The following is a 14460-nucleotide window of genomic DNA, read 5'->3' on the forward strand; positions in this document are numbered from 1 at the left end:
GGCCCGGTGCCCCGGGCGGCGTCGCGGCCCCGCGATCCGGCGCCCCGGGCGCGCCCCCACGTCGAGGCCCTTCCGGCGGGCCCGCCCCCGTACGCTCGGAGGCGTCACCGTCCCCGCCCGGAGGGCAACCGTGCGTCGCCGCCTCATCAACTCCACCCTCGCCGTCGTCCTCGTCGTCATCGGCGTCTTCGGTCTCTCCCTCGTCATCGTCGAGACCCGCACCATCTCCAGCAGCGCCCAGGAGAGCGTGGACCTGGAGGCCCTCCGCATCGTCTCGATCGTCGACAGCCGGCTCATCGGCGGCGAACCGGTGAACCCGAACATCCTGTCCGAGCAGAGCGGCGCCAAGCGGTACGCCCAGATCCACATCCCCGGCCGCGACACGATCGAGATCGGCACCCGCCCGGAGGGCGACGTCACCCGGGGCCTCGCCAAGGGCGAGCGCGGCGAGCGCGTGGTCGTCGAGGAGTCCCGCTCGGTGGTCACCGCCGAGGTGGGCCGCACCCTCATGATCATCGGCGCGGTCGCCCTGCTCGCCGTCATCGCCGCCGTCCTGCTCGCCGTACGGCAGGCCAACAAGCTGACCTCCCCCCTCACCGACCTCGCGGAGACCGCCGAGCGCCTCGGCTCCGGAGACCCCCGCCCCCGGCACAAGCGGTACGGGGTGCCCGAGCTGGACCGCGTCGCGGACGTCCTCGACGCCTCCGCCGAGCGCATCGCCCGGATGCTCACCGCCGAGCGCCGCCTCGCCGCGGACGCCTCGCACCAGCTCCGCACGCCCCTCACGGCCCTCTCCATGCGCCTGGAGGAGGTCGCGCTCGCCGACGACCTGGACACCGTCAAGGAGGAGGCGACGATCGCGCTCACCCAGGTCGAGCGGCTCACGGACGTCGTGCAGCGACTCCTGACGAACTCCAGGGACCCGCGCACGGGCTCCGCCGTCGCCTTCGACCTGGACGAGGTCATCAAGCAGCAGATCGAGGAGTGGCGGCCCGCCTACCGCAGCGCGGGACGGGCCATCGTCCACTCGGGCAAGCAGGGGATGCGGGCCGTCGGCACCCCGGGAGCGGTCGCCCAGGTCCTCGCGGCCCTGATCGAGAACTCGCTCATGCACGGCGGCGGCACGGTCGCCCTGCGGACCCGCGTCACCGGCAACCAGTCGGTGATCGAGGTCACCGACGAGGGCCCGGGCGTCCCCGCCGACCTCGGCGCCCGCATCTTCGAGCGGACCGTCAGCGGCCGCAGCTCCACCGGCATCGGGCTGGCCGTCGCCCGCGACCTCGCGGAGGCGGACGGCGGCCGGCTGGAGCTGGTCCAGCAGCAGCCGCCGGTCTTCGCCCTGTTCCTCGGCCGGGAGGTCCACAGCGTCGCGGACGGCCAGCGGGAGCGCCCCGTGCGCTGACCGGCGCCCCGGCGCCGCGGGCCCTCCGGGGCACGGAGAAGCCCCCGGTCGGGACGGTCGACCGGGGGCTTCCTGGGTACGGCGCTCAGACGCGGTCGGGCTGCCGGCGGCTCGTCTGCCGCGGCGCCTGCTCCAGGAACGATTCGGCGGTCTGCACCGCCTCCTTCGCCGGCAGGGCGCGGAACACCCACGTGCGGTAGGACCAGAAGCGGAACAGGGTCCCGATCCCGATGCCGAAGAACTTGAAGAAGTTGCTCGCGAGCGGGCCGTCCCAGCCGAAGCCGTACGTCGCCGCGTAGAGCACGCCGTTCTCGATGACCATGCCGACGACGCTGAACAGCAGGAACAGCGACATCTCCTTGGTGCGTCCGGACTTGTCCCGGTCGCGGTACGTGAAGTAGCGGAACCCCACGTAGTTGAAGACGATCGCGACCACCGTGGCGATCAGGCTGGCCCGGACCATCGGGATGTCCGTGGCGCCCCGGACGATGTTGAAGACGCCGAGGTTCACCAGGACGCCGAGACCGCCCACCACCCCGAACTTGGCGACCTCCCGGGCGAGCAGGTCGAGTCGCGTGCGCAGCGCACCGGGTTCACTCATGGTGATCGCTCTGTCCCGTCCGTCCGGATGACGTCCGGGTGACGTCAACCCGACCATGCTAACCAGCGCTCCTGTCACCCGCCCGTGTACCGGGTAAACCGCCTGGTGACCCACTTCCCACCAGCACCGTTGTTGTGCCAAAGCACAGCCGGACGAGTGTTCACCGATGGTGCGGATACCCTAAGAGGGTGACGTTCCCGGTAGTCGGCATGGTCGGTGGCGGTCAGCTCGCCCGAATGACCCACGAGGCGGGCATCCCCCTCGGCATCAAGTTCAAGCTGCTCAGTGACACCCCGCAGGACTCTGCGGCCCAGGTGGTGAGCGAGGTCGTCATCGGCGACTATCGCGACCTGGCTACGCTGCGTGACTTCGCGCGCGGATGTGACGTGATCACCTTCGATCACGAGCACGTCCCGACGGAGCACCTGCGGGCCCTCGAAGCGGACGGCATCCCCGTCCGCCCCGGGCCCGACGCGTTGGTGCACGCCCAGGACAAGGGGGTGATGCGCGCGCGGCTCGACGAGATCGGCGCGCCCAGCCCCCGGCACCGCATCGTGGCGGACCCCGGGGACGCGGCGGCCTTCGCCGCCGAGGTCGGGGGCTTCCCGATCATCCTCAAGACCGTGCGCGGCGGCTACGACGGCAAGGGCGTCTGGTTCGTCCGGACGCCGGAGGACGCCCGGGACCCCTTCATGGCGGGCGTCCCGGTCCTCGCCGAGGAGAAGGTCGACTTCGTGCGCGAGCTCGCGGCGAACATCGTCCGCTCCCCGCACGGCCAGGCCGTCGCCTACCCGGTCGTGGAGTCCCGCCAGGTCGACGGCGTCTGCGACACGGTGATCGCGCCCGCCCCCGACCTCGACGAGGAGCTCGCCGGGCAGGCCCAGGAGCTGGCCCTCCGCATCGCCAAGGAGCTCGGCGTCGTCGGGCACCTCGCCGTCGAGCTGTTCCAGACCACGGACGGCCGCATCCTCGTCAACGAACTGGCGATGCGCCCGCACAACTCCGGCCACTGGACCCAGGACGGCGCGATCACCTCGCAGTTCGCCAACCACGTCCGGGCCGTGCTCGACCTGCCCCTCGGCGATCCGCGCCCGCGCGCCCCGTGGACCGTGATGTGCAATGTGCTGGGCGGCGACTACCCGGACATGTACTCCGCGTACCTGCACTGCATGGCCAGGGACCCGCAGCTCAAGATCCACATGTATGGCAAGGACGTGAAGCCCGGCCGCAAGGTGGGGCACGTCAACACCTACGGCGACGACCTGGACGACGTGCTGGAGCGCGCGCGCCACGCCGCCGGCTACCTGCGAGGAACGATCACCGAGTGAGCAGCACGAGCCCCGGCACCGCCCCCGGCACCACCACCGCCCCCGTGATCGGCATCGTCATGGGGTCCGACTCCGACTGGCCCGTCATGGAGGCGGCGGCGCAGGCCCTCGACGAGTTCGAGATCCCGTACGAGGTCGACGTCGTCTCCGCGCACCGGATGCCGCGCGAGATGATCGCGTACGGCGAGGAGGCCGCGGGCCGCGGCCTCAAGGCGATCATCGCGGGCGCGGGCGGCGCGGCCCACCTGCCGGGGATGCTCGCCTCCGTCACCCCGCTGCCGGTCATCGGCGTGCCGGTGCCGCTGAAGTACCTCGACGGCATGGACTCGCTGCTCTCCATCGTGCAGATGCCGGCCGGCGTGCCGGTCGCCACGGTCTCCGTCGGCGGCGCGCGGAACGCGGGGCTCCTCGCGGCCCGGATCCTCGCCGCGCACGACCCCGAACTGCTGGACAGGATGCGCGGGTTCCAGCAGGAGCTGAACGACCAGGCCACCGAGAAGGGCAAGCGCCTGCGGGCCAAGGTCGAGGGCGCGGAGTCGTTCGGCTTCGCCAAGTGAGCGCCGCGGACGGGGCCTCCGGGACCGCGGCCGACCGCCTCGCGGAGGCCCGCGAACTCCTCGCGGACCACCCGGTGGTGGACGGCCACAACGACCTGCCGTGGGCGCTGCGCGAGCATGTCCGGTACGACCTGGACCGGATGGACATCGGCACGGACCAGACGGGCGCGCTCCACACCGACCTGCTGCGGATGCGGGCCGGCGGCGTGGGCGCCCAGTTCTGGTCGGTGTACGTGCCGTGCCGGCTGACCGGGGACGACGCGGTCAGCGCGACCCTGGAGCAGATCGACGTCGTCGACCAGCTCCTGGAGCGGTACGCGGGCGACCTCGCCCCGGCGCTGACCGCGGACGACATGGAGGCGGCCCGCGCGCAGGGCCGCATCGCCTCCCTCAAGGGCGCCGAGGGCGGCCACTCGATCAACAACTCGCTCGCCGCCCTCCGCGCGCTGCACACCCTCGGCGTCCGCTACATGACGCTCACCCACAACGACAACAACGACTGGGCGGACTCGGCGACCGACGAGCCGGGCGTGGGCGGGCTGTCCGCCTTCGGCCGTGCGGTCGTCCGCGAGATGAACCGCTCCGGCATGCTCGTCGACCTCTCGCACGTGGCCGCGACGACCATGCGGGACGCCCTCGACGCCACCGCGGCGCCGGTGATCTTCTCGCACTCCTCGGCCCTGGCCGTCTGCGACCACCCGAGGAACGTCCCGGACGACGTGCTGGAGCGGCTGCCCGCCAACGGCGGTGTCGCGATGGCCACGTTCGTGCCCAAGTTCATCCTCCCGGCGGCCGTCGAGTGGACCGCGCGGGCCGACGACAACCTCCGGGCGCACGGCTTCGATCACCTCGACACCACGGCCGAGGCGATGAAGCTGCACCGCGCCTTCGAGGAGGCGAACCCGCGGCCGATCGCCACCGCCGCCACGGTCGCCGACCACCTCGACCACATGCGCGAGGCCGCCGGCATCGACCACATCGGCATCGGCGGCGACTTCGACGGCACGGCCTTCACCCCGGCCGGGCTCGACGACGTCGCCGGCTACCCGAACCTGGTCGCGGAGCTGCTGCACCGCGGCTGGTCCCGCCCGGACCTGGCGAAGCTGACCTGGTCCAACAGCGTCCGCGTCCTCCGCGACGCGGAGGCGGTCGCGCGCGACCTGCGGAGCCGTACGGCCCCGTCCAACGCGACGATCGACTCCCTGGACGCGCCGGACGCCTGACGGCACCGGCCCGGGCCCGCACCGGAGCCCGGGCCGTTCACCCGGTCGGCCCGGCCCACCGGGCCCCCTCGCGGGCCCGGTGGCAGGGTGGACCGTACTGCCCCGCCGCACTCCGCGGAGGCGGTACTGCATCGCCGAGTTGGAGTAGGACCATGGCGGAACTCGTAGACGACCCTCCCGCGCTCTCCACCGTCCCTTCCGCCGCCGGGGAGCCCGCGCCCCCCGACCCACCACCGCCGCTCGACGAGACCTCCCGGGCCCGTGCCCTCCTGGCCGCCCAGCCCGTCGTCGAGGGCCGCACCGAACTGCCCGGGTCCCTCGACCCGGAGGACCTCCCGCCCGTCCGGGCGGCGGAGGCGGGAGCCCAGTTCTGGGCGCTGGACGCCGGACCCGGCGAGGAATCGGCGAGCGTCGTCGGCACCCTGCGGCGCATCGACGCCGTCCGCGCCCTCGTCGCCGGCTGCCCCGAGGACCTGCGCCTCGCGCAGACGACCTCCGAGATGGCCCACGCCCGCAACTGCGGCCGGGTGGCCGCCCTGCTCGGCCCGGTCGGCTGGACGGCGCTCGACGCGTCCGCGGCGACCCTCCGGGCGTACCACGCCCTGGGCGTACGGGCGGTCAACCTCCCGCTCTTCGACCGCTTCGCCCGCGGGGCGGTCCGGGAGATGAACCGCATCGGCCTGGCCGTGGACCTCTCGGGCGCCGACGAGGACACGGTCCGGCGCGCCCTGGAGGCCACCCGGGCCCCCGCCCTGCTCACCAGGGCGGCCCCGGAGGAGCTGTCCGACGACGTCCTCGGACTGCTCGGCGGGAACGGCGCGGTCTGCATGGTGACGGTGACCGACGACCCGGCCGCCGCCGCCGACCTCCTGGACCGGGTCCGCGAGCGGGCGGGCGCGCACGTCGCGGGAATCTCCCGCACCACCGCCCCGGCCGTCGGCTACGTCCCGCTCTTCGCGGAGCTCCTCCGGCGCGGCTGGTCCGCCCAGGACCTGGTGGGCCTCGCGCACGGCAACGTGACGCGGGCGCTGCGGCAGACGGAGTTCCTGGCGCGGACGAACCGCATCAGGCCCGTGGCCGCCTGACCGCCCGTCCCGGAGTCCGGTCCGCCGGTGTGCTCAGGCGCGCGGGCGGCCCATCGCCCGGTACGTCCAGCCGGCCGCACGCCAGCGCTCGGCGTCCAGCGCGTTGCGGCCGTCGAGGATCACCCGCGAGGCGGCGACCGCGGCGAGCTCCGCCGGGTCCAGCTCGCGGAACTCGCGCCACTCCGTGAGGTGCAGCACGACGTCCGCCCCGCGCACCGCGTCGAGGGCGGAGTCGGCGTACCCGAGGGTGGGGAAGAGGCGGCGGGCGTTGTCCATGCCCTTCGGGTCGTAGACGGTGACCTGGCCGCCCTGGAGGTGTATCTGACCGGCCACGTTCAGCGCGGGGGAGTCGCGGACGTCGTCGGAGTCCGGCTTGAAGGCGGCGCCGAGGACGGCGACCCGGCGGCCCAGGAAGGTGGCGCCGCCGAGGGCCTCGCGCGCCATCTCGACCATCTGGCCGCGCCGCCGCATGTTGATGGAGTCGATCTCGCGCAGGAAGGTCAGCGCCTGGTCGGCGCCCAGCTCGCCCGCCCGGGCCATGAAGGCCCGGATGTCCTTGGGCAGGCAGCCGCCGCCGAAGCCGATGCCGGCCCGCAGGAACTTGGCCCCGATCCGGTCGTCGTGCCCGATCGCCTCGGCCAGCTTGGCGACGTCGCCGCCGGCCGCCTCGCAGACCTCGGCCATCGCGTTGATGAAGGAGATCTTGGTGGCGAGGAAGGAGTTCGCGGAGGTCTTCACCAGCTCGGCGGTGGGGAAGTCGGTCACCACGAAGGGCGAACCGTCGCCGACCGGCCCGGCGTACACCTCGCGGAGCAGCTTCTCGCCCCGGTCGCCCTGGACGCCGACGACGATCCGGTCCGGGTGCAGGGTGTCCTGGACGGCGAAGCCCTCGCGCAGGAACTCCGGGTTCCAGGCCAGCTCCACGCCCGCTGGGAGGACGCCCGCGAGCCGTTCGGCCGAGCCGACGGGCACGGTCGACTTGCCGACGACGAGGGCCCCTTCGCGCACGACCGCGGCGAGGGAGGCGAAGGCGGCGTCCACGTAGCTCATGTCGCAGGCGTACTCGCCGTGCTTCTGCGGGGTGTTCACGCAGACGAAGTGCACGTCGCCGAAGGCGCCGACCTCCTCCCAGGAGGTGGTGAACCGCAGCCGGCCGCTCGAACCCTCGATGCCCGCGACGTGCTTCGCGAGGAGCTCCTCCAGACCCGGCTCGTACATCGGGACCCGGCCGGACGACAGCAGCTCGATCTTCTCGGGGACCACGTCGAGCCCCAGGACCTCGAAGCCCAGCTCCGCCATGGCCGCGGCGTGGGTGGCGCCGAGGTAGCCGGTGCCGATCACGGTGATCTTGAGGGCCATGCGGGTCTCCAGGGAACGTCGGGCGGAATGCCTGCCCGAGCATAGTCGTGCTCTGGTCCGCGGCCGGGTCACGCCCTACGCTTTGGGTTACTTAACGGTAGTTAGCAAGTGTGGGAGTGAGTGAGAGTGTCAGGTTCTTCTGATTTCGACCTGTATCGGCCCTCCGAGGAGCACGACATGCTCCGGGAGTCGGTGCGTGCGCTCGCGGAGGCGAAGATCGTGCCGTTCGCCGCCGCGGTGGACGAGGAGGGCCGGTTCCCGCAGGAGGCCCTGGACGCGCTGGTCGCCAACGACCTGCACGCCGTGCACGTCCCGGAGGCCTACGGCGGCGCGGGCGCGGACGCCCTCGCGACGGTCATCGTGATCGAGGAGGTCGCCCGCGCCTGCGGCTCGTCCTCGCTGATCCCCGCGGTCAACAAGCTCGGCTCGCTGCCGGTGATCCTCTCCGGCTCCGAGGAGCTCAAGCACCGGTACCTCGGCCCGCTGGCCAAGGGCGACGCGATGTTCTCCTACGCCCTGTCCGAGCCCGACGCGGGCTCCGACGCGGCCGGGATGAAGACCCGCGCCGTACGCGACGGCGACTTCTGGGTCCTCAACGGCGTCAAGCGGTGGATCACCAACGCCGGCGTCTCCGAGTACTACACCGTGATGGCCGTCACCGACCCCGACAAGCGCTCCAAGGGCATCAGCGCCTTCGTCGTGGAGAAGTCCGACGAGGGCGTCTCCTTCGGCGCCCCGGAGAAGAAGCTCGGCATCAAGGGCTCCCCCACCCGCGAGGTCTACCTCGACAACGTCCGCATCCCCGCGAGCCGCATGATCGGCGCCGAGGGCACCGGCTTCGCCACCGCCATGAAGACCCTCGACCACACCCGCATCACCATCGCCGCCCAGGCCATCGGCATCGCCCAGGGCGCCCTCGACTACGCCAAGGGCTACGTCACCGAACGCAAGCAGTTCGGCAAGCCCATCGCCGACTTCCAGGGCGTCCAGTTCATGCTCGCCGACATGGCCATGAAGCTCGAAGCCGCCCGCCAGCTCACCTACGCCGCCGCCGCGAAGTCGGAGCGCGTCTCCGCCGGCGGCGACAAGGAGCACCTCACCTTCTTCGGCGCCGCCGCCAAGTGCTTCGCCTCCGACGTCGCCATGGAGGTCACCACCGACGCCGTCCAGCTCCTCGGCGGCTACGGCTACACCCGCGACTACCCCGTCGAACGCATGATGCGCGACGCCAAGATCACCCAGATCTACGAGGGCACCAACCAGGTCCAGCGCATCGTCATGGCCCGCAACCTCCCGTAGGCACGGCGAAGGGCGCCCCCGCCACCGGGCGGGAGCGCCCTCTCGGTCCGTCCGACGGGGTCAGCGGCCCGACTCGACCGTGACCTTCTCGTCGTTCTGGATCTGCTGCACCAGCTGCTTGACCTTCGGCATGTCCCACTTGAGGGAGCCCTGCGGCGCGCTGCCCGAGATCGGCATGTTCATCGACTTGCCGTCACCGCTGTTGATGCCCTTCATGGCGAAGAACATCTTCCCGAGGTCGTACAGGGACATGTCCTTGTCCACGATCAGCGTGTCCAGACCGGCGCCCAGCGTCGGGTACAGCGCGAACGGGTTGATGATGGTGCCCGGCGTCGCCGCCTGGTTGGCCAGGGCGGACAGGAACTTCTGCTGGTTCTTCGTCCGCTGCAGGTCCGACTCGGCGAAGGCGTACCGGGTCCGGACGAAGGCCAGGGCCTGCTCGCCGTTGAGGGTCTGGGTGCCGGCCTGGAAGTCGGCGCCGGACTTCTTGTCCTTGAAGCCCTTCTCGATGTTCAGCTCGACGCCGCCGAGGGCGTCGACGATGTTCGCGAAGCCGGCGAAGCCGATCTCCGCGTAGTGGTCGATGCGCAGCCCGGTGTTGAACTCGACGGTGCGGACGAGCAGCTCGGGGCCGTCCATCGCGTACGCCGCGTTCAGCTTGGACCCGCCGCGCGCCGGGTACGACTTGCCCGACTCGGAGCCGACGAAGTTCGGGATCGTCACCCAGGAGTCACGGGGGAGCGAGACCATCGTGTTCCCGCTGGAGCAGGCCGCGAGGATCATCATCGAGTCGGTCCGCTTGCCCTCGGCGGAGCCGGTGTGCAGCTTCTTCTTCTCCTCGGCGGACATGCCCTCGCGGCTGTCCGAACCGACGATCAGGTACGTCGTGCAGTCGCCCTCGGACGGACGCTCGATGACCTTGGAGAGGTCGACCTCGTTCCGCATCTGCGAGCTGGCCCAGGCGTAGGTGCCGATGCCCCAGGCCGCGACGGCGACCACCAGGACGATCGAGCCGACCTTGATGCGCTTGCGCCAGTCCGGGGCGGGGCGGCCGGGACCGCCGGAGCCGGGGCCCGGCGTGTACTGCGGCGGCACGGTGCCGCGCCCGCCGCCCTGCGGGCCGCGGCCCTGCGGACCGCCGTAGACCTGGCCCGAGCTGTAACCGGAGTCGTACCCCGAGCCCTGGGCCTGGGTGAAGTTCGGGTTGTAGCCCTGGTCGTGCCGAGGCGGCTGCTGCGGAACCTGCGGACGCTGCACATGGCTCATCCGGCGAGGCCCCTCGGGCTGGGGGTTCGCGCTGCCACGGCCGTAGCCGCCGTCTTCGGGCCAGTCATTCATGCGGACCAGTGTGCCGGGGATGCCTTTCCGCGCGACAGGGCGGGTGGAAGTTCGGGCCGGTGCTGTTGCCAAGCTGATGCAAAGCGGACCGAACGGCGACGGCCGGGGGACCCGGCATATGGTGGAGGGCATGACAGATCAGGGCGATATCCCGGGCAAGCCCACCTCCGCCTCCCGCACCACCCTCAGCCACATCATGACCAGCCACGACACCAACCTCCTCGGTACGGTGCACGGCGGCGTGATCATGAAACTGGTGGACGACGCGGCCGGCGCCGTCGCGGGCCGGCACTCGGGCGGCCCGGCGGTCACCGCCTCCATGGACGAGATGGTCTTCCTGGAGCCGGTCCGGGTCGGCGACCTGCTGCACGTGAAGGCCCAGGTGAACTGGACGGGCCGGTCGTCGATGGAGGTCGGCGTGCGGGTCCTGGCCGAGCGCTGGAACGAGTCCACGCCCGCCACCCAGGTCGGCTCCGCGTACCTGGTCTTCGCCGCGGTCGACGCGGACGGCAAGCCCCGGCCGGTCCCCCAGGTCGTCCCGGAGACGGAGCGTGACAAGCGCCGCAACCAGGAGGCCCAGATCCGCCGCACCCACCGGCTGGCCCGCCGCCAGGCGATCAAGGAGCTCCGCGAGCGCCGGGTGGCCGAGGGCTACGAGGACTGAGCGTCCGCGGGACCGGCCGGCCCGTGCGGGTCCGCCGGCCGCGCCGCGCCGGCCGGGCGCCCGGCCGGCCGGTTCAGGGGCAGACCACCTTGTCCCCGGTCACGGCCTCGAACGGCCCGTTGCGCACCGTCTCCTCGCCGTGGACCGCCGTCACGCCCTTGTAGTCGGCGCCCACCGTCACCCGCAGCGTGCCGCCCCGCCCGGGCACCGGCCGCAGCTCCGCGCCCGGCAGGGCCGCCGCCAGGCTCTTCGCCGAGCGGTCCCAGCGCGGGTCGTACTCCACCAGCGTCCGCGCCCGCTCCTTCCCGGTCCCGGTCATCGGCGTCCGGGTGGTGTCGAAGCCGGTGCCGCGGAGCGCGTCGTCGACCTTCCGGCCGAGTCCGTCCGTGCGGGTCCCGTTGTAGACCTGCACCCGCACGGTCCGCGGGGCCACGTCCACGACCACGCTCCGCGGCGCCTTGGCCGAGGACGCCGCACCCTGGGAGGGCGCCGCCAGGGGCCGGTCCTCCCGCAGCGCCGCGAACAGCTTCCGGGCCTTGGCCGCGTCCCACTTCACCGTCGACCCGATGCCCTTCACCGGGAAGCTCATGTCCCCGATCGGCACGGACACGAACTCCGACGACGCCGGCGTGAAGCCCCGCATCGCCTTGGAGAGGGCGAGCAGCTGGTCCGTGCCGAAGTCCTGGTCGGCCCGGACGGAGCTCAGCAACGTCGTGGCGACCTCCCTGAACCGCACCGGGTTGAACAGGACCCCGCCGCTCGTGATCCGCTCGACCAGCGCCGCGAGGAACCGCTGCTGCCGCTGCATCCGACCGATGTCCGCGGCCCCGTCGATGTGCCGGGAGCGCACGTACTGGAGGGCCTGTCCGCCGTCCAGCTCGTGGGTGCCGGCGGGCAGGTCGAGTCCGGAGTAGGCGTCCTTGACCGGCCGGGTCGTGCAGATCTGCACCCCGCCGACCGCGTCCACCGTCCGCATGAAGCTCGTGAAGTCGACCTCCAGGTAGTGGTCGATCTTGACCCCGGTCATCGACTCCACGGTCCGCACGGTCAGCGAGGGCCCGCCCTCCGCGTACGCCGCGTTCAGCTTCACCGGATGCGCGTGGTGCTTCTTCCCGCTGGTGAGATCGGTGTGCTCGGGCATCTCGGCGTACGAGTCCCGGGGCAGGCTGACCACGCTCGCCCGCTCCCGGTCCTCCGAGATGTGGACCAGCATCACCGTGTCGGTGCAGTGGCAGGGCGCGCCGCCGAGCCGGTACTTCGCCTTCTCCTCGGGGGTGATCCGGTCCCGCCCGTCGGTGCCGACGACCAGGACGTTCATGCCGTGGCCCGCCTGCGGCCGGTTCTTCATGTCCTTGAAGGGGTCGACCCGGGTGATCCCCGTGTCGAGGCCGGTCACCATGGCGTGCCCGATCCCGCCCGCCGCGAGCACGGTCACGGAGAGCGCCGTCGCCATCCGCATCCCCCACCGGGGGCGCCTCCGCCTCCGACGGACCGGCGCCGATCGGGCGGCGGGCCGGGGACGGGGCGTGCGGGGCGGTGTGGGCACGGACGGACACCTCCGCGGGTGTGACAAAGGGAACCGTGAGCACGGTAGGCCCATACGATCAGCGCAAGGCAGCACCACCCGTGCGGCACGCCCGCTGTCCCCCGTTCGCGGTAACGCGAGCGGCGGATCCGCCGTCCTCGCGTCTGCTTCGGGCCCGGTTCCGGGACGCGGGCCGCCGCCCCGACGGCCGACGGCCGGGCCCCGTGAGGGACCCGGCCGCCGGGCGTGCGCGGGGAGGGGTCAGCTCTTCCCGTCCCACTTGTAGACCGAGTAGATGTCCATGCAGGTCGCCTTGTCGTCGGCGCCCTCGGGCAGGTCGCCCGCCTCCGCCGCCGGCTTCTTGTACGCGTCGCCCTCGCGCCAGTCCGCCCCGACGACCAGCGTGATGCCCTCCACCCCGGCGTCGGCGCGGGCCTTGGAGTCCGGCAGCCCGAGGGCCTTCGCCACGGACACGGCGTTGGCCTTGGCCTGGTCGCCGCCGTCCTTCGGGTAGAGGACGGCGGTGTCCTCGCGGGGCCGAGGCTCCTTGGACGCGCCGGCCTGCGTGAAGCCCTTGTCGGTGAGGACCGCGGTGATCGCCTTCGCACGGCCCTCGACGGGCGTCCCCTCGGTGCCCGCCGTGCCGTTGGCGACGGTGACGGCGAAGGCGCCCGGGGCCTCGGCGGGGGTCGTCGGCTTCGCGGACGCGCCCGGCTTCGGCTTGGCCGAGGCCGGCTTGCCGTTCTTGTCGAAGGCGATGTCGTCGCGGAGCATCGCCCACATCTTGTCGGCCGACGACTTGACCATCTGGAGCTTGTTCCGGTCCTGGGACCACTCGGTGGTGGGGACCGTCGCCGTCGTGAGGCGGTTCATCTTCACGTTCTTGAGCTGCATCGACAGGTCGAAGAGCCGCTTCACCGACTTCAGTTCGTCGGAGACCTGGAGCGCCTTGGTGGCCGTCTCGGCGAGGCCCATCAGCTGGCCGGTGTCGCTCCAGGCGTTCTGCTTCTGGAGCTTCTCGACCATGCCGTTGAGGTACATGTGCTGGGCCTTGGCCCGGCCCTGGTCGTTGCCGAAGGCGTGCCGGGTGCGGAGCCACTGGAGGGCCTGCTTGCCCTGGATCTCGTGGGTGCCCTCGGGCAGCTTGAGGCCCGAGCCGCCCTTCACCAGCCGGGTCGGCTTGTCCCAGACGCCGGTCTTCACGCAGACGGGTACGCCGCCGACCTCGTCGGCCATCGCCACCACGCCCGCGAAGTCGATCATCATCCAGTGGTCGATGTAGACCCCGGTGAGGCTCTCCCACGTGGTCAGCGTGCAGCCGGGACCCCCGCGTCCCAGCGTCTCGTTGATGGGGGAGGTGGTCGTCGCCGCGTACGTGGAGCCGTCCTGGCCGGTGCACTTGGGGATCGGCACGATGGTGTCGCGCGGGATGGAGACGATGGACGCGTTCTGCCGGTCGGCGGACACGTGCAGCAGCATCTGCACGTCCGCGAGCGGCTTCGCGTCGCGGAGGTTCTTGCCGCCGCCGAGGGCCACGTTCTTGGCGTCGGCGCGGCTGTCGGAGCCGATCAGGAGGATGTTGAGCGGGGTGTCGCCGAGGGCGTTGGGCGCGGCCTTCTTGACGCCGCTGTCGCCGCCCGCGCGCGAACCGCCGCGGATGTTGCCGTTGAGGTGCTCGTAGTACAGGTATCCGGCGCCGGCCGTCCCGAGTATCAGGACCGCCAGGGTGACCGCGACCCAGCGCAGCGCCTTGCGTTTGCCGGCCTTCTTGGCACGGCGGCGCGAGCCGCCGCGGCGGTGGCCCGACCGGCCGTCGGCGCCGCCGCCGTTCGCACCGCCCTCGCCCCGGCCGCCGGCGCCGCGACGGCGCTCGGCGCGGGTCGTCCGGTCGGCGGCCGCCTCCGCGTCCGCCTCCCCGGGAGCGTCGTCCGGCCCGGCGCCGGTGGCCGCACCGGCGTCGTACAGGTCGTCGTCCCAGCCCGCATCACGGGCGCGTGGAACGCGTCCACGCGTTCCCTCCCCACGCACGCTGTTCTGTCCCACCCCAGGTCCCCTCGTCAGTCAGGAGCGCGCCATGTG

General features: G+C 72.4%; 12 protein-coding genes. 7 read left to right on the forward strand and 5 right to left on the reverse strand.

Annotated elements, in window-relative coordinates; all coding sequences use genetic code 11:
• Window positions 1-130 precede the first annotated feature (130 nt).
• Entirely contained in the window at window positions 131-1402 is a 1272-nt protein-coding gene (locus ACY0MR_RS22345) for an ATP-binding protein (protein ID WP_361857087.1), read from the forward strand.
• A gap of 85 nt (window positions 1403-1487) precedes the next feature.
• On the opposite strand, the gene ACY0MR_RS22350 is transcribed toward ACY0MR_RS22345, so the two are convergent.
• Window positions 1488-2003 (reverse strand): GtrA family protein, encoded by a 516-nt coding sequence (locus ACY0MR_RS22350; RefSeq protein ID WP_361857089.1) that lies wholly within the window; start codon window positions 2001-2003, stop codon window positions 1488-1490.
• A gap of 134 nt (window positions 2004-2137) precedes the next feature.
• On the opposite strand from ACY0MR_RS22350, the gene ACY0MR_RS22355 reads away from it, so the two are divergent.
• The 4 genes from ACY0MR_RS22355 (at window position 2138) to ACY0MR_RS22370 (ending at window position 6196) form a co-directional block, all read left to right on the forward strand.
• On the forward strand, window positions 2138-3331 hold the full coding sequence (locus ACY0MR_RS22355) for a 5-(carboxyamino)imidazole ribonucleotide synthase (RefSeq protein ID WP_392866329.1): 1194 nt from the start codon (window positions 2138-2140) through the stop codon (window positions 3329-3331).
• 59 nt (window positions 3332-3390) lie between these two features.
• Window positions 3391-3888: a 5-(carboxyamino)imidazole ribonucleotide mutase gene (gene purE / locus ACY0MR_RS22360; protein WP_361857106.1), complete on the forward strand. Its 498-nt coding sequence runs from the start codon at window positions 3391-3393 to the stop codon at window positions 3886-3888.
• On the forward strand, window positions 3885-5111 hold the full coding sequence (locus ACY0MR_RS22365; RefSeq protein WP_473554904.1) for a dipeptidase: 1227 nt from the start codon (window positions 3885-3887) through the stop codon (window positions 5109-5111). The genes purE and ACY0MR_RS22365 overlap by 4 nt, the downstream gene beginning before the upstream one ends.
• Before the next feature lie 152 nt (window positions 5112-5263).
• A complete protein-coding gene (locus tag ACY0MR_RS22370; RefSeq protein ID WP_392866332.1) occupies window positions 5264-6196 on the forward strand; it encodes a membrane dipeptidase in 933 nt (310 codons plus the stop codon).
• A 33-nt stretch (window positions 6197-6229) separates the two neighbouring features.
• Here ACY0MR_RS22370 and ACY0MR_RS22375 read toward each other — a convergent pair whose 3' ends face one another.
• Complete coding sequence (locus ACY0MR_RS22375; RefSeq protein WP_361857100.1) at window positions 6230-7555, reverse strand: UDP-glucose dehydrogenase family protein; 1326 nt, start codon at window positions 7553-7555, stop codon at window positions 6230-6232.
• A gap of 126 nt (window positions 7556-7681) precedes the next feature.
• On the opposite strand from ACY0MR_RS22375, the gene ACY0MR_RS22380 reads away from it, so the two are divergent.
• On the forward strand, window positions 7682-8854 hold the full coding sequence (locus ACY0MR_RS22380; RefSeq protein WP_473554907.1) for an acyl-CoA dehydrogenase family protein: 1173 nt from the start codon (window positions 7682-7684) through the stop codon (window positions 8852-8854).
• Between the two features lie 60 nt (window positions 8855-8914).
• Here the strand turns inward: ACY0MR_RS22380 and ACY0MR_RS22385 are convergent, their stop codons facing one another.
• Complete coding sequence (locus ACY0MR_RS22385; protein ID WP_388807226.1) at window positions 8915-10192, reverse strand: LCP family protein; 1278 nt, start codon at window positions 10190-10192, stop codon at window positions 8915-8917.
• Window positions 10193-10322: 130 nt separating this feature from the next.
• On the opposite strand from ACY0MR_RS22385, the gene ACY0MR_RS22390 reads away from it, so the two are divergent.
• The gene (locus ACY0MR_RS22390) at window positions 10323-10856 is read left to right on the forward strand and encodes an acyl-CoA thioesterase (RefSeq protein ID WP_361862043.1); all 534 of its coding nucleotides are present in this window, start codon (window positions 10323-10325) and stop codon (window positions 10854-10856) included.
• Between the two features lie 73 nt (window positions 10857-10929).
• Here the strand turns inward: ACY0MR_RS22390 and ACY0MR_RS22395 are convergent, their stop codons facing one another.
• Together ACY0MR_RS22395 and ACY0MR_RS22400 are read right to left on the reverse strand one after the other, a co-directional pair.
• Window positions 10930-12456 (reverse strand): LCP family protein, encoded by a 1527-nt coding sequence (locus ACY0MR_RS22395; RefSeq protein WP_473554909.1) that lies wholly within the window; start codon window positions 12454-12456, stop codon window positions 10930-10932.
• A gap of 186 nt (window positions 12457-12642) precedes the next feature.
• Window positions 12643-14424 carry an LCP family protein gene (locus ACY0MR_RS22400; RefSeq protein WP_473554912.1) on the reverse strand — a complete coding sequence of 594 codons (1782 nt, stop codon included), beginning with the start codon at window positions 14422-14424 and terminating at the stop codon, window positions 12643-12645.
• Window positions 14425-14460: the final 36 nt, after the last annotated feature.

Source organism: Streptomyces sp. JN8, assembly GCF_055808075.1.

Excerpts from the sequence above, each read along its gene's own strand:
- ACY0MR_RS22395 (WP_473554909.1), bottom strand. The coding sequence starts at position 12,456 with ATGGGCCTACCGTGCTCACGGTTCCCTTTGTCACACCCGCGGAGGTGT.
- ACY0MR_RS22350 (WP_361857089.1), bottom strand. The coding sequence starts at position 2,003 with ATGAGTGAACCCGGTGCGCTGCGCACGCGACTCGACCTGCTCGCCCGG.
- ACY0MR_RS22390 (WP_361862043.1), top strand. The coding sequence starts at position 10,323 with ATGACAGATCAGGGCGATATCCCGGGCAAGCCCACCTCCGCCTCCCGC.
- ACY0MR_RS22370 (WP_392866332.1), top strand. The coding sequence starts at position 5,264 with ATGGCGGAACTCGTAGACGACCCTCCCGCGCTCTCCACCGTCCCTTCC.
- ACY0MR_RS22385 (WP_388807226.1), bottom strand. The coding sequence starts at position 10,192 with ATGAATGACTGGCCCGAAGACGGCGGCTACGGCCGTGGCAGCGCGAAC.
- ACY0MR_RS22375 (WP_361857100.1), bottom strand. The coding sequence starts at position 7,555 with ATGGCCCTCAAGATCACCGTGATCGGCACCGGCTACCTCGGCGCCACC.
- purE (WP_361857106.1), top strand. The coding sequence starts at position 3,391 with ATGGGGTCCGACTCCGACTGGCCCGTCATGGAGGCGGCGGCGCAGGCC.